This window comes from Streptomyces sp. NPDC050732 (assembly GCF_040654255.1).
GTDB lineage: Bacteria > Actinomycetota > Actinomycetes > Streptomycetales > Streptomycetaceae > Streptomyces.
The window spans coordinates 89278-115635 of sequence record NZ_JBFAHP010000010.1; the positions used below are offsets into that span (position 1 = coordinate 89278).

Annotated in this window: 21 protein-coding genes and 1 pseudogene; 8 read left to right on the forward strand and 14 right to left on the reverse strand. The window is 71.4% G+C overall.

Annotated features, from left to right (window positions below; genetic code table 11):
• Positions 1-65: 65 nt before the first annotated feature.
• Positions 66-1211, forward strand: a complete 1146-nt coding sequence (locus AB0H82_RS11530; RefSeq protein WP_362991308.1) for a methyltransferase domain-containing protein — start codon at positions 66-68, stop codon at positions 1209-1211.
• On the opposite strand, the gene AB0H82_RS11535 is transcribed toward AB0H82_RS11530, so the two are convergent.
• Together AB0H82_RS11535 and AB0H82_RS11540 are read right to left on the reverse strand one after the other, a co-directional pair.
• On the reverse strand, positions 1204-1695 hold the full coding sequence (locus AB0H82_RS11535; protein ID WP_362991310.1) for a DUF402 domain-containing protein: 492 nt from the start codon (positions 1693-1695) through the stop codon (positions 1204-1206). The two genes, AB0H82_RS11530 and AB0H82_RS11535, sit on opposite strands and share 8 nt — an antisense overlap.
• Positions 1676-2614: a GNAT family N-acetyltransferase gene (locus tag AB0H82_RS11540; RefSeq protein WP_362991312.1), complete on the reverse strand. Its 939-nt coding sequence runs from the start codon at positions 2612-2614 to the stop codon at positions 1676-1678. The genes AB0H82_RS11535 and AB0H82_RS11540 overlap by 20 nt, the downstream gene beginning before the upstream one ends.
• A 104-nt stretch (positions 2615-2718) precedes the next feature.
• Here AB0H82_RS11540 and AB0H82_RS11545 point away from each other — a divergent pair, with 104 nt between their 5' ends.
• Complete coding sequence (locus AB0H82_RS11545) at positions 2719-3099, forward strand: GntR family transcriptional regulator (protein ID WP_362991314.1); 381 nt, start codon at positions 2719-2721, stop codon at positions 3097-3099.
• 35 nt (positions 3100-3134) lie between these two features.
• Here the strand turns inward: AB0H82_RS11545 and AB0H82_RS11550 are convergent, their stop codons facing one another.
• Positions 3135-4229, reverse strand: a complete 1095-nt coding sequence (locus AB0H82_RS11550; protein ID WP_362991316.1) for a DUF5925 domain-containing protein — start codon at positions 4227-4229, stop codon at positions 3135-3137.
• A 154-nt stretch (positions 4230-4383) separates the two neighbouring features.
• On the opposite strand from AB0H82_RS11550, the gene AB0H82_RS11555 reads away from it, so the two are divergent.
• Positions 4384-5802, forward strand: coding sequence for a xylan 1,4-beta-xylosidase (locus tag AB0H82_RS11555; RefSeq protein ID WP_362991318.1), 1419 nt, complete (start codon positions 4384-4386; stop codon positions 5800-5802).
• Positions 5803-5805: 3 nt separating this feature from the next.
• On the opposite strand, the gene AB0H82_RS11560 is transcribed toward AB0H82_RS11555, so the two are convergent.
• From AB0H82_RS11560 to AB0H82_RS11585, 6 genes are all read right to left on the reverse strand, one after another.
• On the reverse strand, positions 5806-9942 hold the full coding sequence (locus AB0H82_RS11560; protein ID WP_362991540.1) for a lipopolysaccharide biosynthesis protein: 4137 nt from the start codon (positions 9940-9942) through the stop codon (positions 5806-5808).
• A gap of 94 nt (positions 9943-10036) precedes the next feature.
• Positions 10037-10840 carry a polysaccharide deacetylase family protein gene (locus AB0H82_RS11565; RefSeq protein WP_362991320.1) on the reverse strand — a complete coding sequence of 268 codons (804 nt, stop codon included), beginning with the start codon at positions 10838-10840 and terminating at the stop codon, positions 10037-10039.
• Complete coding sequence (locus AB0H82_RS11570; RefSeq protein WP_362991322.1) at positions 10837-11844, reverse strand: glycosyltransferase family 2 protein; 1008 nt, start codon at positions 11842-11844, stop codon at positions 10837-10839. The genes AB0H82_RS11565 and AB0H82_RS11570 overlap by 4 nt, the downstream gene beginning before the upstream one ends.
• Positions 11841-12674 (reverse strand): glycosyltransferase family 2 protein, encoded by an 834-nt coding sequence (locus AB0H82_RS11575; RefSeq protein WP_362991324.1) that lies wholly within the window; start codon positions 12672-12674, stop codon positions 11841-11843. The genes AB0H82_RS11570 and AB0H82_RS11575 overlap by 4 nt, the downstream gene beginning before the upstream one ends.
• Before the next feature lie 362 nt (positions 12675-13036).
• On the reverse strand, positions 13037-14137 hold the full coding sequence (locus tag AB0H82_RS11580; RefSeq protein ID WP_362991326.1) for a GNAT family N-acetyltransferase: 1101 nt from the start codon (positions 14135-14137) through the stop codon (positions 13037-13039).
• A 1-nt stretch (position 14138) separates the two neighbouring features.
• Positions 14139-14564 carry a hypothetical protein gene (locus tag AB0H82_RS11585; protein WP_362991328.1) on the reverse strand — a complete coding sequence of 142 codons (426 nt, stop codon included), beginning with the start codon at positions 14562-14564 and terminating at the stop codon, positions 14139-14141.
• Between the two features lie 232 nt (positions 14565-14796).
• Here AB0H82_RS11585 and AB0H82_RS11590 point away from each other — a divergent pair, with 232 nt between their 5' ends.
• Complete coding sequence (locus AB0H82_RS11590) at positions 14797-15618, forward strand: SGNH/GDSL hydrolase family protein (RefSeq protein ID WP_362991330.1); 822 nt, start codon at positions 14797-14799, stop codon at positions 15616-15618.
• On the opposite strand, the gene AB0H82_RS11595 is transcribed toward AB0H82_RS11590, so the two are convergent.
• Positions 15602-17332 carry a serine/threonine-protein kinase gene (locus AB0H82_RS11595; protein ID WP_362991332.1) on the reverse strand — a complete coding sequence of 577 codons (1731 nt, stop codon included), beginning with the start codon at positions 17330-17332 and terminating at the stop codon, positions 15602-15604. The two genes, AB0H82_RS11590 and AB0H82_RS11595, sit on opposite strands and share 17 nt — an antisense overlap.
• A 344-nt stretch (positions 17333-17676) precedes the next feature.
• Here AB0H82_RS11595 and AB0H82_RS11600 point away from each other — a divergent pair, with 344 nt between their 5' ends.
• On the forward strand, positions 17677-17946 hold the full coding sequence (locus AB0H82_RS11600) for a hypothetical protein (protein WP_358590355.1): 270 nt from the start codon (positions 17677-17679) through the stop codon (positions 17944-17946).
• 230 nt (positions 17947-18176) lie between these two features.
• Here the strand turns inward: AB0H82_RS11600 and AB0H82_RS11605 are convergent, their stop codons facing one another.
• Entirely contained in the window at positions 18177-18959 is a 783-nt protein-coding gene (locus tag AB0H82_RS11605) for an ABC transporter permease (RefSeq protein WP_362991334.1), read from the reverse strand.
• Positions 18960-19021: 62 nt separating this feature from the next.
• Positions 19022-19954, reverse strand: a complete 933-nt coding sequence (locus tag AB0H82_RS11610; RefSeq protein ID WP_362991336.1) for an ATP-binding cassette domain-containing protein — start codon at positions 19952-19954, stop codon at positions 19022-19024.
• A 64-nt stretch (positions 19955-20018) separates the two neighbouring features.
• Between AB0H82_RS11610 and AB0H82_RS11615 the strand changes: the two genes are divergently transcribed.
• On the forward strand, positions 20019-20729 hold the full coding sequence (locus AB0H82_RS11615; protein WP_362991338.1) for a TetR/AcrR family transcriptional regulator: 711 nt from the start codon (positions 20019-20021) through the stop codon (positions 20727-20729).
• A 114-nt stretch (positions 20730-20843) separates the two neighbouring features.
• On the opposite strand, the pseudogene AB0H82_RS11620 reads toward AB0H82_RS11615, so the two are convergent.
• Positions 20844-21573, reverse strand: a pseudogene (locus AB0H82_RS11620) (transposase); the annotation flags it as partial.
• Between the two features lie 436 nt (positions 21574-22009).
• Here AB0H82_RS11620 and AB0H82_RS11625 point away from each other — a divergent pair.
• Together AB0H82_RS11625 and AB0H82_RS11630 are read left to right on the forward strand one after the other, a co-directional pair.
• Complete coding sequence (locus AB0H82_RS11625) at positions 22010-22276, forward strand: hypothetical protein (protein ID WP_362991340.1); 267 nt, start codon at positions 22010-22012, stop codon at positions 22274-22276.
• A 5-nt stretch (positions 22277-22281) separates the two neighbouring features.
• Positions 22282-25044, forward strand: a complete 2763-nt coding sequence (locus AB0H82_RS11630) for an NB-ARC domain-containing protein (protein WP_362991342.1) — start codon at positions 22282-22284, stop codon at positions 25042-25044.
• A 105-nt stretch (positions 25045-25149) separates the two neighbouring features.
• Here AB0H82_RS11630 and AB0H82_RS11635 read toward each other — a convergent pair whose 3' ends face one another.
• Positions 25150-26352 carry a type ISP restriction/modification enzyme gene (locus AB0H82_RS11635; protein ID WP_362991344.1) on the reverse strand — a complete coding sequence of 401 codons (1203 nt, stop codon included), beginning with the start codon at positions 26350-26352 and terminating at the stop codon, positions 25150-25152.
• Positions 26353-26358: the final 6 nt, after the last annotated feature.

Genomic DNA, 26358 nt, shown 5'->3' on the forward strand with positions numbered 1-26358 from the left:
AGACCTCCTGGCGCCCGCTTTCTGATCGAGGGCCGATTGTCAGTGGTGGCTGCGAGCATCGGGGGATGACGAACAACGAGGCCATCGAGGCCGTCGATTGGGACGCCGCGGCGGCCACCTTCGACGACGAACCGGACCACGGCCTGCGCGACGAGACGGTGCGCCAGGCGTGGGCGGACCGCCTGCGGGACTGGCTGCCCGACACCCCCGGGGACGTCCTCGACCTGGGCTGCGGCACCGGCAGCCTCGCCCTGCTCGCCGCCGGGCGGGGCCACCGCGTCACCGCGGTCGACCTGTCACCGGCCATGGCCGAGCGGGCCCGCGAGAAGCTGGCGGGCCGGGGCGCGGAAGTCCTGGTCGGCGACGCGGACCACCCGCCGGTCGAGGGACGGAAGTTCGACGTCGTCCTGGCCCGGCACATCCTGTGGATGCTGCCCGACCCCGAGGCGACCCTGCGGCGCTGGCGCGCACTGCTGCGCCCCGGTGGCCGGCTGATCCTCATCGAGGGCGTGTGGGGCACGGTGGCCCCCGCCGGACTGCCGATGTCCCGCCTGGTGTCGGCCCTGACCCCACTCGTCTCCCACCTCCACTCCGAGCGCCTCTCGGGGGACGCGCGGCTGTGGGGCAGGCAGGTCGACGACGAGCGGTACGCGGTGGTGGGCATCGTCCCCGCCGCCCCACCCCGGCACACCGAGATCGTCGACGTCCACCTGATCCTGCGCCGCGGCGACGAGATCCTGCTGTCCCGCCGCACCGGGACCGGGTACGGCGACGGCCTGCTCCACCTCCCGTCCGGCCACGTGGAGGACGGCGAGGACGTCCGCGCCGCCATGCTCAGGGAGGCACGCGAGGAAGTCGGCCTCGACCTGGCCCCCGCCGACCTGCGCGCGGAGGCGGTCGTCCAGCACCGGGGCCCCGGCGAGGCACCGCGCACCGGCTGGTTCTTCTCGGCGCGACACGACACGGCCGGCGAGCCGCGCAACGCCGAACCACACAAATGCAGCGAGCTCGCCTGGCACCCCCTGTCCGCCCTGCCGCACGACATGGTGGCGTACTGCCGCGCGGCCCTGACCGCCTGGCACGCGGGCAACCGCTTCATCCTCCACTGGCAGTCGAACGACGAGTCCGTCGCCTACGACAGCGACAACACGACGACACCGGAAGGGCTGGCCCCGGTGGTTCAGCCCCCGCCGGGCGCTCCGGTCAGCTGAGGCCGAAGCCGTCGCCCAGGGCCATCGACTCCAGGGTGTTCAGGGCGTGGACCGCTGCGGCGGCGGCTGTCGGGTCCTTGGTGGGGAGGCCGCTCGCCGTGAACTCGTCCTCGTCCAGGCGCAGTACGGTGGCGCCGTCCGCCGAGCACCACAGATCCAGGTCCAGGTCCTCCACCGTGAGGACGGAACCGTCGCGGACGGCGGGGCGGGTGACGTCGCAGTACCAGCCCTTCAGGGTGCCGTCCGCGGCGTACACCTCCTTGATCGCGTACCACCGGTCGCGCCAGTAGTGCTCGGTGAAGACATCGCCCGGCTCGAAGCGCACGAAGCCGAAGTCGCGGACGTCCGGGGCCGCCCAGGGGGCGCGGACGGTGATCCGGGTTCCGTCGTCGTGGAGGAGCCGGGCGGGATAGCGGATCTTCGTCCGGCCCGCCTTCACGAGGGCGATCCGCAGCGTGGTCGCGTCAGCCCAGGGTGCGGGCATGGCGGACCTCCGTCGCGCAGATCTCGTAACCGAACCACTCATTGATCGCCAGCATCGGTCCATTTCCGGTGTCGTTGCCCGTGAAGGCCTCCGTGCAGCCCGCCGCGCGGGCCCGGTGCAGGGAGTCGTTCTTGGCGAGCTTGGCCAGGCCGCGGCCGCGGTGGGCGCGGGCGGTGCCCGTCATGCTGGACCCGTAGCGGCCCGCGCCGTCCGTGCGGGCCAGGCTGAACGCCGCCGGGCGGCCGTCCACCAGGGCCACGGTCGTGAGCTCCTGGTCGATCAGCGGGTGGTGCCAGGTCTCGGCGAGCCAGTGCTCGTAGTCCGTGAACTCGGCCGCCACATCGCTCGGTTCGTCCGCCACCGTCTCCGCGCCCAGCGCGAAGAGCGCGCGTGCGTCGTCCGCGAACACCGAACCGCTGACCAGCTCCACCCCGGCCGGCGGCTCCCGGCGGGGCGGCAGCGTGCCGTGCGCCAGGTCCAGGCGGAGGAAGTGCGCGCTGCGCCTGGCCGTATAACCGTGGCGCGCGGCGAAGGCGAGGTTCGCGGGCTCGTCGAGCACCCATGAGTAGACGGTCTGGGCGCCCGCGTCCGCGAGGTGCTCCTCCGCGGTGCGCAGGAGCAGCGTTCCCGCGCCCCTGCCGAGCCGGTCCGGACGGACGTAGACGTTGGCGTAGCCCTGGCCCGGCTCCGGGCTGTCGTGGGCGAGGCCCACCTGCGCCGTGCCGATGATCTCGCCGTCCGTCTCGGCGACCAACTGCCGGTAGGCGGAGTCCGGATGGGCGTGCGCCCGGTCGAACGCGACGGATTCGGGCGTGGCGAGCATGGCGGGTACGCAGGCCCGGCGTACCGCGGCGAAACCCGCGTCGTCCGCGGCGGCTGTCGGCGCGCCGTGGGTGAGGGCTCGGACGATCACTGTCATGGAGCCGCACGCTACGTGCGGGGCGCGCCGCGCCGCCTCCCATTTTCCGCCGCCACCGCGCACTGCGGTGCGACCGGGGGCGCGACGTGCGGGACAATCGCTCGGTGACGTTGAAGATCCACATCGATGGGGGCGCGAGCGACGCGCCGTACGAGCAGGTGCGGGCCCGGATCGCCGAGCAGGCGAGGTCCGGTGCGCTGCCGGTCGGCTACAAGCTGCCCACGGTCCGGGGGCTCGCCGAGTCGCTCGGACTCGCCGCGAACACGGTGGCCAAGGCCTACCGGGCGCTTGAGGCCGACGGGGTCATCGAGACGCGGGGGCGGAACGGGACGTTCGTCGCGGCGGCGGGTGACGCGGCTGCTCGGGCCGCGGCGGCCGAGGCGCAGTCCTACGCCGATCGGGCCCGGCGCCTCGGCCTCTCGGAGGAGGACGCGCTCGCCGCGGTACGGGACGCGCTGCGCGCGGCTTACGGAACCTCCGGCTAGGCCCCACCTGCTGCAGGCTCATCCCCGGCCCGCTCCTACAGGTACAACCCCGAGTCCGCGCCCTCGCGTTGGTCCGGTACCGACGTCGGGGATGTGCCGCGGCGCAGGGCGAAGAGTTCGGCGAGGGTGGCGCCCTCGCGGCCCACGCCCTCCTCCGTGCCGAGCCAGTCCACCGCCTCGGAGCGGGTCAGCGCGCCGACCTCGATGCGGGCCAGGCAGCGGCCGGGGCGGACCACGGCCGGGTGCAGGCGTTCCAGGTCCTCGTTGGTCGTCACGCCCACCAGCACGTTCCGCCCCTGGCCGAGCAGCCCGTCCGTGAGATTGAGCAGGCGCGAGAGCGCCTGACCCGCCGTGTGCTTCGCCTCCCCGCGGATCAGCTCGTCGCAGTCCTCAAGGAGCAGCAGCCGCCACCGCCCCTTCGCCGTCCCGTCGTCCTCGCCGATCGCGATGTCCATGAGGTAGCCGACGTCGTTGAACAGCCGCTCAGGGTCCAGCACGCAGTCCACCTGGCACCAGTCCCGCCACGACCGCGCGAGCGTCCGCAGCGCCGATGTCTTGCCCGTGCCCGGCGGCCCGTGGAGGAGGAGCAGCCGGCCCGAGATGTCCTCGGGCACCGTCTTCATCAGCTTGTCCATGGCGTCGGCGACGGGCGCCGTGTAGTTGGGCCGCACCTCCTCCCACGTACCGGCGGAGATCTGCCGGGTGGTGCGGTGCGGGCCGCGCCGCGGGGAGACGTACCAGAAGCCCATGGTCACGTTCTCCGGCTGGGGCTCGGGCTCGTCCTGCGCGCCGTCCGTGGCCTGCTTCAGCACCTTCTCGGCGAGTTCGGCGGTGGTCGCCGTCACCGTGACGTCCGCGCCCCGGTTCCAGCGGGAGACCAGCAGCGTCCAGCCGTCGCCCTCGGCGAGCGTCGCGCTGCGGTCGTCGTCGCGGGCCGCGCGCAGCACCTTCGCCGCGGGCGGCAGCAGCGTGGAACCGGACTTGACGCGCTCGATGTTCGCACTGTGCGAGAAGGGCTGCTCGCCCGTCGCGAATCGGCCGAGGAAGAGGGCGTCCACGACATCCGACGGGGAGTCGCTGTCGTCGACGTTGAGCCGGATCGGCAGGGCGTCCTGGGGGTTCGCAGACATGCCGACATGATCCGGCACGTACACGCCCCCGCGCACCCGGTTTGCTCAGGCGCTCCGCTTGCGCCTTTCGCACTTCCGAGCGCTGTGGCCACGGCCAAGAGCCATGGTGCGGAATCTGTCCTACCGCCTATGGCCCCCGATACGCTTGACGCTGATGGGACGTCATCGGTGGTTTTCGGAAGCACGGCGGTGGCGACTCGCCGCACTGCTCGGAGTCGGTCTGGCCGTACTGGCCCTGGTGATCACGTTGATCAACACACTTCCCGGTGGCGGTGGCAGCACCGAGGGCACCACCCGGGACGGCGACAAGGTGCACGGCACGCCCGCGGTCCCCAAGGACGCCGAGCCGGAGGTCGGCTGGGGCTTCACCCACACCCAGTACAGCGCGGACGAGGGCGAGGACGAAGCCGTCGAGCGTGTCCGCGCCGAACTGGCGGGACAGGGGCGGCCCGTCCCGCAGATCCAGCACATCATGGGCTGGGGCGCGGGCAACCCGGAGCCGGTCGACGGGCGCTACGACTTCTCCGACATGGACCGCCGGATCGACTTCGTCCGGGCGAGCAAAGGCACACCCGTGGTCACGCTGTGCTGCGCACCGGACTGGATGAAGGGCGGCGAGCCCGGCGCGGAGAACACCGACTGGAGCCAGCAGGCCCTGGAGACCGCCCCGGAGCCCGAGCACTACGACGACTTCGCGCGGCTCGCCGCGACCGTCGCCAAGCGCTATCCCGACGTACGCCACTTCGTCGTCTGGAACGAGTTCAAGGGCTTCTGGAACGACGAGGAGGCCCGCTGGGACTACGAGGGCTACACCGAGCTCTACAACCTCGTCCACCGCGAGCTCAAGAAGGTCAACAAGGACATCATGGTCGGCGGCCCCTACCTGGTCATGGACAGCATCGACCCCCGCCAGACCGAGAACGCCTCCGAGGTGGAGGGGGACTGGGGCCGTCTCGACCAGCGGCCTCTCGACGCCTTCGAGTACTGGAACAAGCACAAGAGGGGCGCGGACTTCGTCGTCGTCGACGGCGCCAGCTACACCGCGGACGACGAGCTGCTGCCCGACGAGTTCAAGGCCACCGAGAAGTTCACGGCCGTCGGCGAGTGGGTGCGCGAGCGGGTCGGGGACCTGCCCCTGTGGTGGGCCGAGTACTACGTGGAGCCCGGTGACAGCCAGGACAACCGCGACGACTGGTCCGAGGCGCACCGCGTGGCCGTGCACGCCTCGGGCCTGATGGCGATCGCCCGCGGCGGCGCCACCAGCGGCTTCTACTGGAACCCGCAGAAGCGGGGCGCGAAATGCGCGGGCTGCCTGTGGACGGCCACCCAACAGGCCGACGGCGGGGCCGGGTTGCCGATGCTGGAGCTCATCGAGCGGTTCGGCAAGGAGTTCGGCCCCGGCACGACGTACGAGACGGTGACGGTCGCCGCCGACGACCGCCCTCACGTCCGCGTCCTCGCCGACGACGAGGCGGCCCTCGTGGTGAACACCCTCGACCGGAAGATCAGCGCGAAGGTCGACGGGCACCGCGTCGACCTGGCGGGATACGAGGTGAAGTGGCTGAAGCGGTAAGCCTCACGCCATCGTCACGAACCGCTGGATCAGCGAGGCGAACAGCACCGCGAGCAGCGGCAGCGAGAACCAGAAGCTGCCCTGCAGCCACCGCTGCTGCCGCACGCTCGGCGCCGCGGCGACCCGCACCACCTCACGCGCCCCGAGCAGCAGCACGAGCGCGACGGCGGCGAGGCCGCCCACCACCGACCACGGCGTCCAGGTCACCTTCGGCCCGACAGCCCCCGGGTCGGGCTTCGCGGCCCCGCCGTCCGGCTGCTCGCTCAGGGCGTACACGGTCGCGTCGGCGTTGACGAAGACCTTCTTGAGGTCCTTGCGGTCGTCGAGGTTGCGGATGAGCCGCGTCTCCCACGTCTTCGGGTAGCCGGCGTCCAGCTGCAGGAACGCCGTCTGGCTGCGGTTGATCATCAGGTACGAGTTGGGGCCCGCGTCCTTGAGTGCCTTCGCGAGGCCGGACACCAGGACGGGGTCGGCGGGCGCGAGCGTCGGGACGTACTCCACCTTCTCCATGTCCCGGGCGCCCCACGGGATCGACGGCGTCACGTTGTTCACCGTGTCGTTGCTCATCCAGAGCAGCCGTGCCGTCGGCTCGTCGTGCGCGTACACGAACTCCATCGCCGCGACCTCGCCGGGGCGGACCCGCTCGAAGGGCTCGTTGCCCCAGCGGGCCACCAGGAAACCGCCCATCAGGACGAGGCCCGCCAGCAGCGCGGCCAGCGGCGCGAGACTCGCCCGGGCGCGGGCGCGGGCGCGGGCGCGGTCGTGGTCGTGGTCGCGCTCGTCCGGTGTGACGCCCGCGCGCGGGAACAGCGCCAGGCCGGCGAGCAGCGCCGCGCCCGGCAGCGCGAACATGAAGACGCGCAGGGCCATCTCGCCGCCGTACGACTGCATGCCGAAGCCCAGGAACGGCACGAAGGTGAGGACCAGGAGCGAGCGTTCGCCGTACTTGTGGAAGCGCCGCCGCCACCAGCCGCAGCAGGCGAACGCCATGATGCCGCCGGCCATCGCCACGCGCACGTACAGCACCAGCTGATGGGTGGAACTGCCGCCCTCGATGCGCCCCGAGACCGACGACGATACGTTGCCGCCCACCCCGCCGACCCCGCCGAACAGTTCGCCGAAGTGGCCCGACCAGTACGGCTCGGCGAGGAAGCCCAGCCACACGACGACGAGCACCCCGAAGAGCAACGGCAGGCCGCGCAGCTCCGAACGGCCGACCAGGACCAGCACCGTCAGCACGCCGAGCATCACGAACGGCGTGAGCTGGTGCGCGGGAACCGTCGCGGCGAAGAGGCCGATCAGGACCAGGAGCAGCACCGCGCGCTCCCCGCGGCCGGCCGGCTCGACCTCCGTCTCGCCCGGGCGCCGCTTGGTCCACAGCACGCGCGGGGCGCGGAACCACACCAGGAGCACGGCGACGAAGACGATGTAGAGGAGGTACGTGAAGCCCTGCGGGGAGAAGTAGTCCTGACCGACCCAGCCGCTCAGGACGAAGATCCACAGCCCCGCCCACTTGGCGCGCCACGTCGCCCGCACGGACCGCACGAGCAAGAACATCGGGGCCAGATAGAGCAGTTGGATCGCCGTCGGCCACCAGCGGATCACCTCGGTCATGTCCGAGACGCCGCACGCCTCCGCGACGAAGGTGGCCGCGGCGAAGAAGCCCGGCCAGCTCCAGCGCGCGTCCAGATCGGGCACCGCGGAGCCCGTCCGGTCGATGTACTCCATGAAGCCCAGGTGCTGCCAGGCCGTCGCGAACCGCGGCTCGGTCTCGATGACCGCGGGCAGCGCGTGCAGCGACACGACGGTGGCGACCAGGGTGAGCAGGAGAAGGCTCTTGACCGGCCGGTCCATCCAGAGCAGCGCGGCGAACACGACGACCAGGAGGGCGGCGCCGACCAACGTCGGCGCCGGCAGGACGGAGACCAGCCCCAACCCGCCCATGCCGTCCAGCTCCCGCTCGCCGAGACCGACGACGGGCAGCCAGTACAGGACGAGCGCGACGGCGAGGAGCAGCGCCATGACGAGGACGCGGCGGCGTGGTGCACGCGGCACCGGCCCGCCGGCGGACGCGGCGGCCGCGGGCCCCCCGGGCCCGACTTGCGCAGCCGCAACGGGTCCGCCCACCCCGGCCGCAACAGACCCGGCCTGCGCCGGTCCGGCTTGCGCCGACTCTGGCTTCACGGGTGCGGTCTGTCCCGGTACGGCTCGTCCCGGTCCGGCTTGCGCCGGCTCTGGTTTCGCGGGTGCGGCCTGCGCGGGTCCGCCCTGTCCTGGTTCGGCTTGCGCCGGCTCTGGCTTTGCGGGTGCGGCCTGCGCGGGCCCGCCCTGTCCCGGTCCGGCTTGCCCCGGTCCGGCCGGCCCGGCCTGTCCCGGTACGGCTCGTCCCGGTCCGGCCTGCACCGGCTCAGGCTTCGCGGGTGCGGCCTGTCCCGATCCGGCCTGTCCCGGTCCGGCCAGTCCCGGTCCGGCCACCGTCGACCCGGCCGCCGTCGACCCGACGGACCCGGGATCCGGGGCACGGCCCGGTGCCGTGACGGAGGTGGTGTCCGGTGCGGCCGGGGGCCTCAGGGCCCAGGTCGGGCGGTGGTTCATGGCGTCTTCCTCGCTCCGCGCCGAGGGCGTTCCCGCCGCGGGCGTGCCAGGGCCGGGTCGCACGTCCGGCCTGCGTTCCTGGTGTTCGAAGTCGAGCTGTACGGCGAGCTGAAGCGTGTCGGAGTCGAGCGACTCGCGCAACGCCCACGCGGGCCCGTGACCCTCCCTGCGTGCCTTGCCCTCGCCCCGGGCCGACGCCTTGGCGGTCACCACGGGCGCGTCCGACGGCGTCCCGAGGTCGGCCAGGTCCCCGTCCGGCGCCGCCACTCCGGCCTTCGCCGAGGGCGCCGCCCGCACCACGCGGTACAGCTTCGGCGCCGCGATGGCCACGATCACCGCCAGGCTGCAGATCTCCGCGACCCCCGCGCCGGTGAGCCCCATCCGCGGCAGCAGGATCAGCGTGAGGCCGAGCACCAGGACGCACAACAGGCCCTGCAGCCAGGCGATGCCGGACGTCTTGCTCTGCGCGCGCTGCACCGCGAAGTACGTCTCCATGACGACCCGCAACAGCGCCCCCACCACGAACCAGCGCAGCAGCGGAGTGGCCGCGTCCGCGTACCCCTTGCCGAACATGCTCAGGATCAGCGGTGCGGCCAGGAAGAGGATCCCGCACACCGGCAGCATGATCACAGCCATCCGGCGCAGCGCCGAGCGGGTGTTGGCGGCGAGCAGCGCCGGATCGTGCGCCCCCTCCACGGTCAGCGAGGCGCCCATGTTGATGGCGAGGAGGTTGATGGTGCTGCCGATGGTCGTGGTGATGTAGAAGTACGCGTTGTCGACCGAGCTGACCTGCGACGCCACGATCACCGGGACGAGGTAGACCACGGCGAGCGAGAAGAGCGATCCGGTGTAGTCGCCGGCGAGGAAGCGGCCGATCTCGCGCAGCGTCGGCGGCTGCGCCTTCCCCTCGGTGGCCTTCACGTGCCGCGGCACCAGGCGCCGGAAGACCAGCCAGCCGAGCGGGATCACCGACACGAGGATCGAGGCGACCCAGGACACGAAGACGCCCGCGGTGGGGATCGCGGCGGCGATCGCGATGAGCAGCGCGAGCTTGGCGACCGAGAAGGCGGTGTTGCCCACCGGCACCCAGAGCGCGCTGCGCAGCCCCGTCAGCACGCCGTCCTGCAGCGTCAGGACCGACCAGGCCACCACGGCGAGGACGAAGCCGACGCCGTGGACGGGGCCGTGCAGGAAGCGGTACGAGGGGCCCCAGAGGTCCAGCGTGAGCAGGAAGAGGACGGCGGCGAGCGCCACCACGACCGAACTGCCCGCGTATGTACGGAAGATGAGCTTTCCTGTGGCGCGCCCCGCGATGGGGATGAACCGCGCGAGGGCACCCATCAGCGTCAGCGCGGCGAGCCCCGCGAGGAGCTTCATCGCGGCGATCGCCGCGGAACCCTGACCGACCGCCGACTCCGAGTAGTAGCGGGCGGCGGCCAGCCAGAAGCCCACGCCGAGCACACCGGAGATGCCGGTGTTGAGCATCAGCGCGTACGCGTTGCGGAACAGCGGGCTCTGGCCGTCTCCGCGGCCCGGCAGGCGCATTCTCTGCGGTCTGCCGGACTTGCCGGACTTGCCGGACGGTGACCGGCCCCCGGCGCTCGCGGAACCGGGGGCGCCGGCCTGGGCCGTGGTCGTGTCAGACACTGGAACGCGTTGCCTTCCGACGGAACTGTCGGGCTCTGCGGACCACGGCGTACCCCTTGGTGAGGGCGCGGTCCCTGGCGAAGGTGCGGCCGATCGCGCGGCCCGTCACGAGCCGCTCGAACTCCTCGGCGTCGGTGGCGCGGCGCACGGTCACGCGCCGCAGCGCGTACGGCCCCTGCGTCCGGCACGCCAGGCAGTTGCCGACGGCGAGCGCCTGGCCGAAGCCCGTCTCGCGCACCGCCTCGCGCACCCGGCGGTCGGAGTAGCCGAACGGGTATGCGAAGGACAAGGGCCGGGTGCCCAACTCGTCGGTGACGATGTCGCGGCAGCGCCGCAGCTCCGAGCGGAGCCGGCCGTCGTCCAGCTGGTCGAGTTCGGGGTGCGTGTGGCTGTGCCCGCCGATCTCCGCCCCGGCGTCGGCGAGTTCGCGCACCTGGTCCCAGTCGAGCATGCGGTCCGGGGCGCCCCCGGTGTCGTACTCGCCGCGCAGCCATCCTGTGGTGACGAACAGGGTGGACGCGAAGCCGTGCCCGGCGAGCACGGGCAGCGCGTAACGGTGCACGCTCTCGTAGCCGTCGTCGAAGGTGATCAGGACGGGCCGCTCGGGCAGCGACCGGCAGGAGACGCGCCACAGGGCGCCCAGCTGCGCGGTCGTGAGCGGGGTGAACCCCCGCTCGGCGAGCACCTTCATCTGGCGTTCGAAGGCGTCGGGGGAGACCGAGAGGTCGTGCGTCGCGGCGTTCGGCGCGGGCGCCACGGAGTGGTACATCAGTATCGGCACGGGTCCCGTGCTCATGCGGCAGCCCCCTCGCCTCCCGTGCCGGCCGTCCCGGCGATCTCCACGACCGAGAACGTCGCTCCTCCCCTGCGCGCACGGACGCTCCCGAGTATGTACCCCCCTGCGGCGATGAGCACTCCCGCCACAATGGCCCCCGCGCGCCCCGCACCGCCCGGGCGGCCGAGCGCCGCGTCCCGCAGGCCGCGGCCGACCCCGGCGGGCAGCACGCGCGTGGTGTAGCGCCGTTCGGACTCAAGGCCCTTGGCGGCGCCGACGCTTCGGGAGACGAGTGCCTTGGAGAGGCCTTCCGCGTACGTCCTCGTACGGAAGTAGCGGAACCGTTCCCGCACGGCGGGCACCCGGTGGTGGATCACCGAGCGGTCGTCGATGAGCAGGACGGCGTCCGGTCTCGTGCGGGTGAGGCGGATGCAGAACTCCGTCTCCTCGCAGCCCAGCGGCCGCTTGTCGCCGTCCCGCCCGATGCCCGTGGCGAAGCCGCCCGCCGCGGCGAAGGCGGTCCGCCGGAACGCGGCGTTCCCGCCGAGGACGTTGCGCACCCGCACCCGCCCCCGGGGCAGTCCCCGGTACGTACAGCCGACCACCCAGTCGAACTCCTCGGGGAACCAGCCGGGCCGCCGCCCGGACTCCCAGGCGGGCAGGGTGCGGCCGCCGACGCCGAGGACCCGTGGGTCCTCGAACGCCTCGGCGAAGTACCGCAGCCAGTCCCGCTCGGCGACGGCGTCGTCGTCGAGGAAGGCGATGATGTCGCCGCGGGAGACGGCGATCCCGGTGTTGCGGCCCGCGGAGAGGCCGCGGGGGCCCGCGTTCGCGAGCACCCGCACGCCCTCGGTCTCCTTGTACTCCTTGGTGAGACGGTCCAGGAGCGAGGCGTTGTGGTCCACCACGAGCAGGGTCTCCAGCGCCGCCCGTGACTGCGCGCGCACCGAGGAGACCGCCGCGAGGATGTCCTCCCAGCGGTCCTCGGTGTACACGCAGATGACGACGGAGGTCTCCGCGTTCAAGACACCTCTCCCTGACCGGCGCGGAGGGGCAGCCCCCGGCCGTTCTTGCGCCGTGCGCCGCGCCTGCCGCGGCTGGAGCGCTCGGAGAGGATCACCTTCAGTACGCGGATGCCGTCCCGGACGGCTCTGAGGTTGCTGGTGCCGTGGATCCGCAGGTACTCGTGGCTCGGGATCTCCTGGACCTTGAGCCCGGCCTTGACGACCCGGATGTTCATCAGGGTCTCGACCTCGAAGCCGGTGCAGTCGAGCTCGATCTTGTCGAGGCAGTGCCGCCAGAAGGCGTTGTAGCCGTAGCACAGGTCGGTGTAGCGCGCGCCGAACTTGGTGTTGACGACGGAGCACAGGACGTGGTTGCCGAGCTTGCGGATCGGCGTCATGTCGTCCGTGCCGCCGCCGTTGGCGAACCGGGAGCCCTTGGCGAAGTCCGCGCCCGAGACGAGGGCGGAGACGTAGGAGACGATCTCGCTGCCGTCGGCGGAGCCGTCGGCGTCGACCATCACGATGATGTCGCCCGTGCACGCGGCGAAGCCCGTGATGAGAGCGTCACCCTTGCCCTTGCCGAGCTGGCGGACGACCTTCACGTCCGGCCACAGTTCTCGGGCGACGGCCACCGTGTCGTCGGTGGAATTGCCGTCCACGAGGACGACCTCGTGGATCCAGTCGGGCAGTGTCTTGAAGACGTACGGCAGATTCTCCGCTTCGTTCATGGCCGGAATCACCACACTGACCGGCGGTGTGATCGCCAAGTGCGTGGAGATCGGGCGGTAGTTCCTTGAGATCTCTTCTAACGGGTCTTGTCCGGCGTCTGCCGGGCGCACAAAAGAAGTCATGAGTCCGGTGATCCCTCTCGTCCGGTGGACGGCCCGCCCCCGGGCCGTCCGGAAATTGATCCGGTTCGAAAGGGGGGTTCTCACTTGAGCGTGACGAAATGGATCTCCGTGCATGCCGAAGTGAGCTGGCATTTGCGCGGGACGTGACTCGGTGAAGAGCGGACACCGAGCACGGCACCCCCCTACCGCGCCCGCATCGGTGCCATCGCGATCTTGAGCCCTCCCCTTGATCGCATTGCGTGATGGACCGTTGCGGGTGGATGTACGACGGTATTGATGAATGAGACTGTATGGCAAGCCCTGGAGCGTGGTCCCACGTTTTTCACGAATTGAGTAATCTGTGCGATCACGTTCGGACGGTCTTATTCCCCGGCCCTAGATCGAATTCGACCCAAACGCTTGAGCAGTTTGTCGGCCGGTTCGAACAATTCCGGTCGCGTCTGCACGGTGTTGCGCAGCGCCCTGACCGGGGCACGGCGGGCCCGGTGTCCGAACGCCACTGGGTGGCGGAGCGCCACCCACCCCTCGGACACGACGAGTTCCCGTGTCTTGAGGGAGTCCTTGTAGGCCTTCTGGCCGCGGCCGAGATCGATGTGCGCGATCCCGTCGGCGGCGGCTCCCTCGGCCATGTGCAGATGCATGATGAGGCCGGGGGAGTACTTCGCGTACGCCGGGTCGTACGCCGGGAACCAGCAGGTGTGGATCCGCTCGGAGCGCAGCCCGAAGTGCGCGGCGACCGGCACGTCGGCGGCGTAGAGGACGGAGAGGACCCCGGCGAACGAGTCGGTGCGGGTGTGGAAGAGCCGGTGCAGCAGCCGGACGATCCACGGGCGTGCGAAGCGGTCGCTCCGCCCCGTCCTGCGGTACTGCGCGGACTTCCAGCCCATCAGCGTGGTGAGGACCGCGGGGTCGCGCTCGTCGTGCACGTACCGCACGGGGCCGTGGTGGCGGCTCAGCCTGCGCTCCTTGGCGAGCGTGGGCTTGATGAACTTCGGGGAGTGCTCGCGGAGCCGGCGGAGGTAGGCGTCGTACCCCTGATCGAGGTCGATGACCGGGGAGGCGAAGGTGCCGGTGGCGTGCGCCTCGAACGGCGCCTGACCGGCCACCAGATGGTCGAACTCCCACAGGGAGAGCCCGCAGGCCCGCAGCAGCTCCCTGGCGTCCCAGTCGAAGCCCGGCCGGTGCACCAGGCCCTGGCAGTCGGAGATGCCGAGACCGATGGCCCGGCCGACGCCGGTGGCCGATCTCTGGAAGGGGAGGAACGCGGCGGGCCCGCCGGCCTCGCGCGCGACGGCGATCCGCACCCCGCGCCGCTCGTGCCCGACCGCGAGCGCGAACCCGGGGGAGAGGAAGGGGTTGGCGAGCCCGGGCGAGCCGTTCAGGTGCGCCTTGGACTGCAGCGCGGTCCACGCCGCCCGGTCGGCGGCGGTGAGTTCGCCGGGGCGGTGCACGGTGATGTTCACGTCAGGTGGTCCACCTTCTCGCCGGACGGCCGCGCGGCCGTCGCACCAGGGTCAGCAGGAGGATGAGCGAGCTGAGGGCGGCGACCGCGACGACACCGCCGCGCACCGACCACACGTGCAGCGCCAGCATGCCCTGGGCGACGAGCAGGTTGACCGCCATGGCGCCGGACACCGACACCACGGCCCTGCCCCACGGCGTGAGGGCCCGCAGCGCCGCGCCGATCGCGGCCCCGGGCGCGGCGAGGAGGAAGAAGAGGGTGAACGGCCCGCGCAGCGGTGAGTCCAGGTCGACGAGCGCGAGCGCCGCGCCGACCCCGCCGACGGCGACGGCCGCTCCCGCGAGCAGCGGCACCAGGTCGTGGCGGGCGCCCCGGCCGGTGTGCTGCCCCGTGTCCGCTGGTGGTGCCTTGATCCCGATGGTCTGCATGGGCGACTTTGCCCCCCGACGCGCCGGATGCCGGGCTTCAATGTCGCCCACCCTTCGGCGGCCCGTCAAGATGCGGAGGGGGCGTGCAGATGTTCTACGCCGGCCCCCGGCCGCAGCTGAACTTCCGGCTCCGGCAAGGGAATTGTTCAAGAACTTATTGACATGAACACTATCGGCGGCTGGGGGTGCGTGCTACCACGGTCGAGGCAGAAACCCTGCTAAGGGAGGTTCCATGAAATTGTCCCGCATCACGGCATACATGTCCTCGCTCCTCCTCGCGGCCGCCTTCGCGCTCACCGGCGCGGCAGCGGCCCACGCCGAACAGCCGGCCGACCAGAAGGCCACGGCCACGGGCTATGTGGCCCTCGGCGACTCCTACTCGTCGGGCGTCGGCGCCGGCAACTACGACAGCGGAAGCGGCAATTGCAAGCGCAGCAACCGCGCCTACCCCGTCCTGTGGGCGGCCGCCCACTCACCCTCAAGCTTTAACTTCACCGCTTGCTCGGGCGCTCGTACGGGTGATGTTCTGGCGAACCAGCTGGGCCCGCTCGGCCCCGGCACCGGCCTCGTCTCCCTCTCCGTGGGCGGCAACGACGCGGGCTTCGCCGACGTCATGACGACCTGTGTGCTGCAGTCCGAGAGCAACTGCCTGGCCCGCATCAACCAGGCGCGCCAGTACGTCGACTCCACCCTCCCCGGGAACCTCGACAGGGTGTACGACGCGATCAGCGCGAAGGCCCCCGCCGCCCGGGTCGTCGTCCTCGGCTACCCCCGCTTCTACAAGCTCAGCGGCAGCTGCGTCGCCGGCCTCTCCGAGCGCGAGCGGGCCGCCATCAACGGCGCCGCTGACCACCTCAACGCCGCCACCGAAAAGCGCGCCGCCGACCACGGCTTCGCCTTCGGCGACGTCACCTCCACCTTCGCGGGACACGAGATCTGCTCCGGCAGCCCCTGGCTGCACAGCGTCAACTGGCTCAACCCCGGCGAGTCCTACCACCCCACCGCCGCCGGCCAGTCCGGTGGCTACCTCCCGGTGTTCACCGCGGCGGCCTGACCCCCGCCGGCTTTCCGTACCCGTTCGGCGTGTAGGAGGCCCCGCCCGTCGGGGTCTCCTCCTCGCAGGTCACCGTGTACGCGACCGAGTTCGACGTCGTCTCCACGGGCTTGCGCACCTCGACGCTGATCGCGTTCTCGTGCGTCCCGCCACCCGTGTCGTACGCCGTCTCCACGTGGTTGACCTGCCGCGTCCTGCTCCCCGAGGGGAAGGACAGCGTCTTCCAGCCGGGCTCGCTCGGCTCGCCGGACTTCGTCACCCAGCGGTACTCGACGGTGGCGGGGGCGCGCCCCACCGTGAACGTCGCGGTGAACGACGGTGCCTGAGCGGCCGGCGGCGGGCAGACGCCCTCGTACCGCGTGTAGGCGCCCGTGACGTGCACCTTCACGGACTGCGGGGCCGGGGTGGTGCCCCCGCCTCCCCCGTTTCCTCCGCTGCCGCTGTTCCCCCCGTCCCCTCCGTTGCTTCCGCCGCCTCCGTCGCCGCCGTCGGTGGAGCCGCCGTCGTCACCGTTCCCGTCCGTGGAGCCGCCGGTCGAACCGCCCCCGCCGGAGCCGCCGTCCGAGCCCTCCGACGAACCGTCGCCGCCGCCACCGGTGGATCCGCCGCCGCTGTCACTCCCCTCATTGCCGCCGCCTCCGCCGTCGTCGCGGTTGACCAGGGCGTACGTGATCCCGCCGAGCGCGAGCGCCAGCGCGACGAGCCCCGCCACCAGAACGACCACCGCCCGGCGGGACCGGGCGGGACCGGCCGACGTGTCGGTGGTGGCCGTGGTGGGCCACGGCGCCGGGGCGGGCAGGGGAGCGGGCGGTGTCGGCTCGGACGGGGGCCGTTCGGCCGTGGCCGTCGGCAGGTACGGGAGCGCGCTGCCGACGCGCGGGGTGGCGCCCGAGGCGACGGCGCGCAGCTCGCGCTCGGCGTCGGCCGCGGACATCCGCGCGTCCGGATCCTTGCGCAGCAGCCCCTCGATGACCGGTGTGAGCGGCCCGGCGTTGCGGGCGGGCGGCAGCGGCTCGTCCACCACCGCGCGCAGCGTGCTCAGCGGAGTGTCCTGGCGGAACGGCGAGCTGCCCTCCACCGCTGCGTACAGCAGCACGCCGAGCGACCACAGGTCGGACGCGGGCCCCGGCCGCTGCCCCAGCGCCCGCTCCGGCGCGAGGAACTCGGGCGACCCGACGACCTCGCCGGTCATCGTCAGCGCCGAACTCCCCTCGACCAGGGCGATCCCGAAGTCCGTGAGGACGACCCGGCCGTCGTTCGCGATGAGTACGTTGCCGGGCTTGACGTCGCGGTGCAGGACCCCGGCGTCGTGGGCGGCGCGCAGGGCGCCCAGGATCTCGGCGCCGATCCGCGCGGCCCGCTGCGGGGCGAGCGCTCCCTCGGCGTCAAGGACGTCCGACAGGGAGAGGCCGCGGACCAGCTCCATGACGATCCAGGGGCGGCCGCTCTCGCTCGCTACGTCGTAGACCGTCACCACGTTCCGGTGGGGGATGCGGGCGGCGGCCCAGGCCTCGCGCTCCAGGCGCGCGTACAGCCGGTCGACCTCGCCCGCCGGGAGCCCGGCGGGGGCGCGCACTTCCTTGACGGCCACCTCGCGGCCGAGCACCTCGTCACGGGCCCGCCACACGGTGCCCATGCCCCCCTCGCCCAACGGCGCCAGAAGGCGGTACCGCCCGGCGATCACGCGCTCTGGTCGGCTCACGGGCGCCCCCATCCGCAGCGGTGCGATTCTCCACAAAACTAGCTCAACCGAGCGCTGTTGCGGCCCCCTTGCACACCAATCCACACCCAAGGGCGAGGACGTCGCATGCAGGACCACGTGAGATGGCCCACGTCACCGGAGGCCCGGGAGGCGGTCGGGAGGTGGCCGGGAGGCGGCTGGCAGTGCACGGTCAGGCCGTATGTCCAACTCGCCCTGGAATCAGTTGGATTCGGAGAGTAATCGTCAACCTCCTTGTGGGGTAGGTGAATCCTGCGCCCGGGATACACGCGTGTCAGGATGGGGCGATAGGGTTAACCTGCCCTGGGCCGGGTGCCCTCGTACGGGTGGGGAGTGACATGGAACAGATAACGGTGCGCAGCAGGGCGCGTGTCCCTGCGATCACTTGTGGCAGCAGCGCGAGCAGCTCGCGTCTCGACCGCCATCTCTCGGTGCTGGGCGGCCCCGCCGTCCCACAGCGGGAGTCGCACGAGGCGACGCTGCTGATGCGTGAGCTGACCTCACGTGACACCGCGCACGCCCGCAGCAGCAGGGGTGCCCGAGTGAGGCGAGTCTCGCTCTTCGCGCCACTGCGCCGGTTGCGGCGCTCGCTGTTCGGCGGACGCTGACCGCGGGTGGCCCCCGGGACTGAACCGCCGCTCCGCGGCGGGTCTTTCCCGCCACCCCGCTCTCCCTCCCCCGTCTGTCACACCACCCTGTAACACCCCTGCCTCGCGGGGCCGCTCGCCGGCTCCGGACGCGCGGAGATCCAGCCGAACCGCACCGACCGCCGGGCCGATGTGCCCACACTCCCCCGGTCGGTGCGCGTTCGCCGAAGCGCTCCTGCCCCCCGCGGCCTTCAGCGCTCGCCGCGGGCGTACCGCCGGACGGCGAGCGGCACGCACAGCGCAAGCAGCACCAGCGACCAGAGGACCGACCCCGCCACCGGCTGGGTGACCGGCCAGGCCGCGTCCGCCGGGACGGGCGCGTTGCCGCACAGGTCGCGCACCGCCGTCGCCACCGCGCTGATCGGATTCCACTCGGCGACGAACCGCAGCCAGGACGGCAGCCCGTCGGTCGGGATGTACGCGTTCGACAGCAGCGGCAGCATGAAGGTGGCGCTGCCCAGCTGGCCCGCCGCCTCCTCGCTCCGCGACGCGAGACCCAGCAGGATCCCGATCCACGTGGTCGCGAACCGGAAGAGCATCAGCAGCCCGAACGCGCCGGCCGCCGCGAGCGGCCCGCCCTCGATCCGCCACCCCATGGCGAGCCCCACGAGCGCCAGCGGCACGAGCCCCGCCGCCGTGGTGACCAGATCGGCCAGCGCCTGCCCGAGCGGCACGGCGGCCCTGCTCATCGGCAGCGTCCTGAACCGGTCCGTCACGCCCCGGTGGGTGTCCTGGGCGGCGGTGAACATGCCGGTCATGATGCCGTTGGCGGCGGTCGCGACGAGCATGCCGGGCACGAGGAAGGCCCGGTAGTCGGAGCCGGGCATCGCGAGGGCGCTGCCGAAGACATAGCCGAAGAAGAGCAGGAAGACGATCGGCATCGTCTGGGTCATGACCAGGATCGCGGGCGCGTGCCGGACGCGTCGCAGATGCCGGCCCAGCATGGCCGTGCCGTCGTAGAGGATGGCGCTCATGGGGGAGACCTCCGGGGGTCGGGAATCGGGCCTGTGGTCCGGGGCGAGGGCGGCGGCCGGGCTCACGGGACGAGCCGCAGGAAGACGTCGTCCAGCGACGGACGGCGCAGGCTCACGTCGACGACGGGAACTCCCGCCGCGTCCAGCTCGCGGACGAGGCGCGGCAGCGTGAGCGCGGGATCGGGGGAGACGGCCCCGGCGGTGCGGGACTCCGTGTCGAGCACCGGCTCCGCACCCGTCAGCCGGTCCAGGACGGCGGCCGCCGCCGACAGTTCCCCGCCCTCCGCGACGACGACCTCCGCGTAGCTCCCGATCTGCGCCTTCAGCTCCGCGGGCGTGCCTCGGTGCGCCGCGCGGCCGCCGTCGATCAGCACGATGTCGTCGGCCAGTTGGTCGGCCTCCGCCAGGTACTGGGTGGTGAGGAGCACCGTCGTGCCCTCGCCCGCGAGCTTCCGCACGGCCTCCCAGATGTCGTTCCTGCTGTGCGGGTCGAGGCCGGTGGTGGGCTCGTCGAGGAAGAGGACGGCGGGCCGGGTGAGCAGGCTCGCCGCGAGGTCGAGGCGGCGCCGCATGCCGCCGGAGTACGTACGGGCCGGGCGGTCCGCGGCGTCGGTGAGGCCGAACTGTTCGAGGAGTTCGTCGGCGCGTCCGCGCGGCGCGCGCAGGAGCCGGGAGAAGAGCCGCAGGTTCTCCCGGCCCGTCAGATCGCCGTCGACCGACGCGTACTGACCGGTGACGCCGATGTGCCGGCGTACCGCAGCCGGATCCCGCACCACGTCGTGCCCCGCGACGCGCGCGGTCCCGGCGTCCGGCGTCTGCAGGGTGGTGAGCACCCGGACCGCGGTGGTCTTGCCCGCGCCGTTGGGGCCGAGCAGCCCGCAGACGGTGCCCTCGGCGACGGTGAGGTCCAGGCCCCGCAGGGCGGTGACGGCCGAGTCGCCCGATCCGTACCGCTTTTCCAAACCCTCACTAAGTACAGCGTACGTAGTAGTCATGCCGTTCACGGTACCGCACTACGTACGCTGTACGTAACTAACATGGGGGGCGAGGTGATGATCAATGGCGGGCCGAGCGGCCACCCCCGAAGTGATCTGGGCGCGCCCCGAGCGTGCGGGCCGCGGCCCCAAGCCCGCGTACAGCAGGGCCGACATCGCGAAGGCGGCCGTCCGCATCGCCGACGCCGACGGCATCGCCGCGGTGTCCATGCGGCGCGTGGCGGCCGAGCTGGGCTGCGGCACGATGTCGCTGTACAACTACGTGCCGCGCAAGGAGGACCTGTACGAGCTGATGGTCGACATGGCCAGCGGTGAGTACGAGCTGTCCGAGGAGGCCGTGGGCGGCGACTGGTACGCGGAGATGCTCGCCCTCGGCCGGCAGACCCGGGCGATCCTGCGGCGGCACCCGTGGCTCGTGCACGTCATGTCGACGGTCTACGGCTCCAGCCCGAACGCGCTGCGGTATCTGGAGCACTGCCTCGGCGTCCTGGAGGGCCTCGACGCGCCCCACGGCACCAAGATGGAGCTCATCGCGATGGTCAACGGCACGGCGATGACCGCCGTGGCCAACGAGATCGCCGTCGCCGAGCGCACGAGGGGCCTGCCGTGGTCGGCGGAGGAGGAGCAGGAGGTCCGGACGGCCTACCTGCTCCGGCAGGTGGCGGGCGGGGCGTATCCGCGGCTGGCGGACATGCTGGCGCAGGCGCCGCCGCCCGGGGACGCGGACGAGAGCTTCGAGCGGGCGCTGCGACGTCTGCTCGACTCGTTTCGCTGAGCGGTGCTTCGCCGGGAGTGCTGCATCCGTGGGTCCGGCTGTGACTGGCCGCGCAGTGCCCCGCGCCCCCCTACTGAGGGTTTGACCCTGTGAGGTGTGTTTGATGCCGGTTCGGGTTCCGTGCCAGCTGGGTGCGGCTTGGCCGGTGAGGCGGCGGGCCATGAGGTCGATCATCGTGAGGTGGGCCATGGCTTCGGACCGGTGCGGGTGCGTTTCGTAGTCGCGGGCGAATCGGCGGTGGTGCATGGGTCACCCGATGCTCCGCTCGATCGTCCAGCGTCGCGGAGTGACCGTGAACCCCTCGCTGGCCGGCGGGCGTTGGACAGGGTGGACGTCGAGGCCAGGCGGGTGTCGTGGTCGATGGCGGTGGTCCGGTACCCGGCGTCCATCCATGCCTTGCGTATCTGCGGATGGGCGGTGGCGATGCGGGTGAGCAAGGTGGCACCGGCCGCGGTGTCGAAAGACACTCGCGGCGGTGACCAGCACGGTCAGCAGCAGGCACAGGGTGTCGCAGTCGAGGTGACGGTTGCCGCCGATGATCCGCTTGCCCGCGCCGGTGCCTTGGTCGTCCAGGTGCACGTTGGCGGAGGTCTTGGTGGTCTGGGAGTCCAGCACGCAGGCGGACAGTTCGCCTCGCGTCCTTCGAAGTAGCGGTAGGTCGTGGGCCAGGGCGGGAAGTCGTGCGGCAGATAGCGCCAGGGGGCGCCGGTGCGGTTCACGTACAGGATCGCGTTCATCAGCGAGCGCAGGTCGTGTCCGGGCGGGCGGCCGATGTCCAGGCCGGGGCGCTCGGCCCGCCAGGCGGTGAGCCTGGCTCGATCAGCTGCCAGCGTTCGTCGGACAGGTCGCCGGGGTGGCTGCTGTTGGGGTCATGTTCCGGATGAACTGCGAGGTGGTCACGCCGGCAGCGGCCAAAGACCAATGAGCGAGTCCGGGTTGTGATCGGACAGGAGGAACTGGGATCGGACAGTCCTCTGGCCTCTCACGGCGACCTGGTGGCCTGCCCTCTCACGAGACGCTTCGACAGTCTTTGAGGGAACCGCCGCTTCTCATAGTGTGTCTACTGTCAGTGAACGAATAGATACGGGGTGATACGAGGGGGGTCCGGTGTGGAGCCGATTTCGGTGGGGTTGCCGGCGGCTTTGGCTGGTGGCGTTGGTGGCGAGGTCGGGCGGCAGTCGTGGGCCGGACTGAGCGCACTGGTGCGGCGCCCGTTCCAGCGCCGCCAAGAAACTGAGGGCTGCTCAACGGTGAGCTCGGGGAGGCAGAGCTGGCCAGGCATGGAGCATGCACCGGCGGATCCGGCCCGCGCTCAAGAGCTGAGTACCGCGTTGCCGGTGCGGGCCGCCGTGGACGCAGATTTCCGGCCAGGGCTGCAGCGATGGCACGAGCAGGCAGAGCTGGTGCGCACCGGTGATGGCGAGGTGCACAACGAGATCAAGGGCGGCACCTTCCACGGCCCGGCTGTGCAGGGCCGGGACTTCTCCGAAGTCTTTTTCACCGCTCCGCCCCCGATCCTCCCCGGCTCGCCGTCGGCGGAAGACTGACCGGCATGGCTGAGGCCGACGACGCCGGTGAAGACGGCGCGGGCCGGGACACGTCGAACCAGATTCACGATGGCGTGTTCTTCGGCTGGGTGGTCCAGGGGCGGAGTATCAGTCTGCAGCTGCCTGCTCCGGTCACCTCGGCGATGCACGGCCTGCCCCCGGCTGCGCCCGCCTTCACTGGCCGGGACACCCATGTGGAGGAATTGCTGCAAGGGCTGGCTCCCGGCCCACGGCGGCAGGAAGCGGTGTGGGTGGCGTCGGTGGCGGGCCTGGCTGGGGTCGGCAAGACCGAACTCGTCGTGCAGACCGCCACCCAGGCGGAGAGGCTGGGCTGGTTTCCCGGAGGGGCACTGTTCGTCGACATGTTCGGCTACGACACCGAGCGTCGCTTGTCCCCCGCGCAGGCACTGCACGGCCTGCTCCAGGCCCTGGGCATACCCGACGAGCACATCCCCGAGGAACTGCAGGACCGCTCGCGCCTCTACCGCAGCGTGCTGGCCGAATTCGCCAGGCAGAATCAGCGCGTCCTGGTCATCATCGACAACGTCTCCAGCACCGAGCAAGTCGTTTCACTGCTGCCCACCGACGGCACTACCGCAGCCCTGTTTACGTCCCGCCACACCCTCGACGTGGGGGCTCGCCTCCACGACCTCGACATCCTCGACGAGAACGCTTCCGTTGAGCTGCTGCGCAAGGCCCTCTTCCAGGCCCGCGGCCCTGCCGACACCCGCGTGACCGACGCCATCGAGGACGCTTCGACGATCGCTCGGCTGTGCGCGGGCCTGCCCCTTGCCCTGCGAATCGCTGCTGCCCTTCTCGCCGAGGCTCCCAGCCGCCCGCTTGCCTCTCTACGTGAGGCTCTGTCTGACGTTCAGCACCGGCTGGACCAACTCACGCGCGAGAACCGCGCCGTTCGGGCTGCCCTGGATCTGTCGTACCGGCAGCTGAGCGAATCCCAGGCGAGGATGTTCCGGCTGGTCGCGCTGAATCCCGGCCCTGAACTCTCCACCGCTACGGCCGCGCACGTGGCCGCTGCGGAGGAGTGGCGCACCGAGCAACTCTTCCTGAAGCTCCGCCGAGCCCATTTGGTCGAACCCGGAGCTGTCTGGGGCCGCTGGGGCCTGCATGACCTGGTCCGGGTATATGCCGGCGAACGGGCAGCCGAACACCCCACGACGGCAAGTGACGTGAGACGGCTTCTCCTGTACTACCTTGAACGCGCAACGAGAGCCGACGAATACGTGGTCTATCTGTCGGAACCGGCGCCCCACGGCTTCCCCGGCCGGACCCAGGCAATCGCCTGGTTGGACGCAGAACGAGACAGTCTGTTCGCCATAGGTGTTCTGGCAGAAGTCACGGGTCACAACGATATTGCCCGGGACCTGCTCATGGCCATGGAGAACTACCTCTCCATGCACCGCTACCCGGAACAGTGGCGTGCCAGCGCCGAACTTGCCGTCCGGGCTGCAAATGCCCTGGGTGATCAGCGTGGAGCGGCCCGAGCCGGCGTGTCGCTCAGCGACGCATTGCGCGTGCTGAAGGCCCATGGCGACGCCATCACTGAGGCCCGCAAGGCGGCGGAAATATTCCGCGGGCTGGGTGACCAACTCGGCGAAGGCACGGCGCTTCGCGCCCTCGCCTTAACCCTCGGCAGCGCCGGGCACGGCGAGGAAGCGCTCCGGACGGCCGAGCAAGCCGTTCCTCTGTTGCAGCGAGGCCCTAGCCGGCACATTGCAGCCGTAGCGCTCATGAACTACGGCGAACTCCTCATAGAGCACGAGAAGTACAACGAGGCCATTGACGCCTTACGGGGGAGTCTGGAAGTACTGTCCCAGACCAGCAGGAGCGTAAAGTCTCTCGCCCTGCTGAATCTTGCCGACGCCCTGAGGGGTGCCGGTCGGCGCGCCGAAGCCATCAGCTCCTGCCAAGAATGCATTGCGTGTGCGCTCGAAGTCGGCGGCCCCTGGGAAACTGACATTGCAGCGGGAGCCTCGGCCTTCATGGGAGAACTCTTTTCGGAGGACGGACAGCTCCACCAGGCACGCCTCCACTTCCGGCGAAGTGCCGACCTCTCCACGGAGACAGGTAACGACAGTTGCGCAGTCCGAGCTCTCAAGGTCCTCGGGGACACCCTGATTGAACTGGCAGAGCGGTGTGGGGAGGACGGGGACCTCGGATCAACCTCGACTGCCCAAGATGAGAACTATGGGCAGGCCGCGTGCGCGATCGACGAAGCAATCGCTCTCACCCGCCGCGCGGTCGAGAGCACACCTGACGAAGCAGGACCGGAACTGGCTAGCCTCCTGATCCGTCGCTGCGTTCCACTCGTGCACCTGGGGCGCTGCGATGAGGCCCACTCCGCTGCCCGAGAGGCCCTGGCCACCCTCAACCGACTGCCTGAAAGGAATCCGGACGCTTACCAAGCAGACATTGTCCAGGCATGGAATAATCTTGCCTGGGTAATATCGCAGGACGGTACCCAATTGCCCTCGGCGTTGAAGGCGTCCACGGAGGCTGTCAAGATTGCTGCCGCTCTTGCACGGAACGACTCCCCCGAATATACCGAACTCCTCCAAAACTCCGTGGATTTCAAAGCCGCTCTGCTCGCTGAGCTCGCCCAAACGTCCGTGTACGAGATTGCCCGCGCGACGGTGGCGCGTGAGGAAGAAGAGCTGAGTCCGTCAGAGCTGGAGCGTGAGACGGGGCTGTTGCCGTCACAGATCGCGGCCGGGGTGGCGTGGATGGACGCGTATTACCGCTCGTGCTGACGGTCTCGACAACCTGGAGCTCACCCTTCCCTCGACCCTCCTGTCTCAAGGCGTTGAGGCGGCGAGACCTCAATGTATCGATGCGAAACAACACCAAACGCCCCGCTAGATCAGGGCGAACTGGCCGTCCGGGCCCTCTTCGTGGTGGTCGAGGACGGACGCCGGGCGCCGGGCGGTGTCGGGGACGGGGAGGATGCCCGCGGCGCGGAGGTCGGACGCGGTGAGCGGGGTGCCGGGTGATGCCGCCAACTCGGCCCGGGCCGGTTCGAGTTCCGCGAGCAGGGTGAGCACCGTGATCAGTTCGAGCAGTTCGGACGTCCACGGCTGGGGCCAGGCCGGGGGGCGGATCGCCTCCAGTGTGCCCGGCTCCGCCGCCTCCGTGCGCCGCGCGAACCAGCGCTCGACGACGCGCACCCCGCTCACCTCGTACTCCCAGGCCTCCCTCGCCACCGGCGAGATGACGCCCTCCTCGCCGACCCGCAGGACCTCGTCCTCGGCGTCGTACGCCAGGACGTCGGGCCGGGCGGGGAGCGGCGCCCGGACGTACGGCCTGCGTCCGCCCGGCAGCTTCGGGCGCTCGCCGTCGCCGCGCAGCTGCAGGCGCAGGAGCCGCTGCCCGAGCTCCACGCCCCGCGCCCAGACCCCGGAGTCGTGGGTGAGCGGCACCCGGCAGCCCGCCGCGGAACCGGTGCCGACCGCGAGCACCCAGGCGAGCAGGGCGCGCGCGGTGACCTCCTGGCCGAGCAGGTCCGACAGATGTGTGAGCAGGCCCGGCGCCACATTGGGCTCCAGGCCGCCGGGGCGGCGGAACAGCGGCCGTATCCTGCCCGGCCGCCCGGCGGGTGAGCGGCCGTCCGGCAGGACCGCCGACGCGAGGACGGCGGGTCCCGCGGTCCCCGGGACGTGGCCCTGCTCGACGGCGAAGAGCTGGCCCTCGCCCGCGACCCGCCACAGCTCCGGCCTCGCGACGTCGAGCAGGCGGTGGTCGGGGATCAGCCACTGCTCGTCGAACGGCCCGTGCAGGACGCGTACGGGCTCGGGGCAGGGGCCGGACTCCTTGGCCAGCCGGCCCGTTCCGCCGGCGTGGCCGGGCAGCTGGGCCACCGCGGTGTGCAGGGTGCGGGCGCGGGTCGGCCGGAACAGGGCCTCGCGGTCCGGGCCCCCGGCGCTGACGAGGGCGCCCCAACGGGCCTTCAGGGATGCGGGGTCCGGGCCCATCGGCCACCCGCGGCCCGGCCGGAGCGGTGCGACGGACCACGGCATGAGGTCGGCGAGCAGCGGCGCTTCGTCGTGCGTCACGCCCGGCATCGTACG

What these genes read in the sequence shown, in the direction of transcription:
- AB0H82_RS11530 (WP_362991308.1), top strand. Translation starts at nt 66, where the DNA reads ATGACGAACAACGAGGCCATCGAGGCCGTCGATTGGGACGCCGCGGCG.
- AB0H82_RS11535 (WP_362991310.1), bottom strand. Translation starts at nt 1,695, where the DNA reads ATGCCCGCACCCTGGGCTGACGCGACCACGCTGCGGATCGCCCTCGTG.
- AB0H82_RS11540 (WP_362991312.1), bottom strand. Translation starts at nt 2,614, where the DNA reads ATGACAGTGATCGTCCGAGCCCTCACCCACGGCGCGCCGACAGCCGCC.
- AB0H82_RS11550 (WP_362991316.1), bottom strand. Translation starts at nt 4,229, where the DNA reads ATGTCTGCGAACCCCCAGGACGCCCTGCCGATCCGGCTCAACGTCGAC.
- AB0H82_RS11555 (WP_362991318.1), top strand. Translation starts at nt 4,384, where the DNA reads ATGGGACGTCATCGGTGGTTTTCGGAAGCACGGCGGTGGCGACTCGCC.
- AB0H82_RS11560 (WP_362991540.1), bottom strand. Translation starts at nt 9,942, where the DNA reads ATGCGCCTGCCGGGCCGCGGAGACGGCCAGAGCCCGCTGTTCCGCAAC.
- AB0H82_RS11565 (WP_362991320.1), bottom strand. Translation starts at nt 10,840, where the DNA reads ATGAGCACGGGACCCGTGCCGATACTGATGTACCACTCCGTGGCGCCC.
- AB0H82_RS11575 (WP_362991324.1), bottom strand. Translation starts at nt 12,674, where the DNA reads ATGACTTCTTTTGTGCGCCCGGCAGACGCCGGACAAGACCCGTTAGAA.
- AB0H82_RS11585 (WP_362991328.1), bottom strand. Translation starts at nt 14,564, where the DNA reads ATGCAGACCATCGGGATCAAGGCACCACCAGCGGACACGGGGCAGCAC.
- AB0H82_RS11590 (WP_362991330.1), top strand. Translation starts at nt 14,797, where the DNA reads ATGAAATTGTCCCGCATCACGGCATACATGTCCTCGCTCCTCCTCGCG.
- AB0H82_RS11595 (WP_362991332.1), bottom strand. Translation starts at nt 17,332, where the DNA reads ATGGGGGCGCCCGTGAGCCGACCAGAGCGCGTGATCGCCGGGCGGTAC.
- AB0H82_RS11600 (WP_358590355.1), top strand. Translation starts at nt 17,677, where the DNA reads ATGGAACAGATAACGGTGCGCAGCAGGGCGCGTGTCCCTGCGATCACT.
- AB0H82_RS11605 (WP_362991334.1), bottom strand. Translation starts at nt 18,959, where the DNA reads ATGAGCGCCATCCTCTACGACGGCACGGCCATGCTGGGCCGGCATCTG.
- AB0H82_RS11610 (WP_362991336.1), bottom strand. Translation starts at nt 19,954, where the DNA reads ATGACTACTACGTACGCTGTACTTAGTGAGGGTTTGGAAAAGCGGTAC.
- AB0H82_RS11615 (WP_362991338.1), top strand. Translation starts at nt 20,019, where the DNA reads ATGGCGGGCCGAGCGGCCACCCCCGAAGTGATCTGGGCGCGCCCCGAG.
- AB0H82_RS11625 (WP_362991340.1), top strand. Translation starts at nt 22,010, where the DNA reads ATGGAGCATGCACCGGCGGATCCGGCCCGCGCTCAAGAGCTGAGTACC.
- AB0H82_RS11630 (WP_362991342.1), top strand. Translation starts at nt 22,282, where the DNA reads ATGGCTGAGGCCGACGACGCCGGTGAAGACGGCGCGGGCCGGGACACG.
- AB0H82_RS11635 (WP_362991344.1), bottom strand. Translation starts at nt 26,352, where the DNA reads ATGCCGGGCGTGACGCACGACGAAGCGCCGCTGCTCGCCGACCTCATG.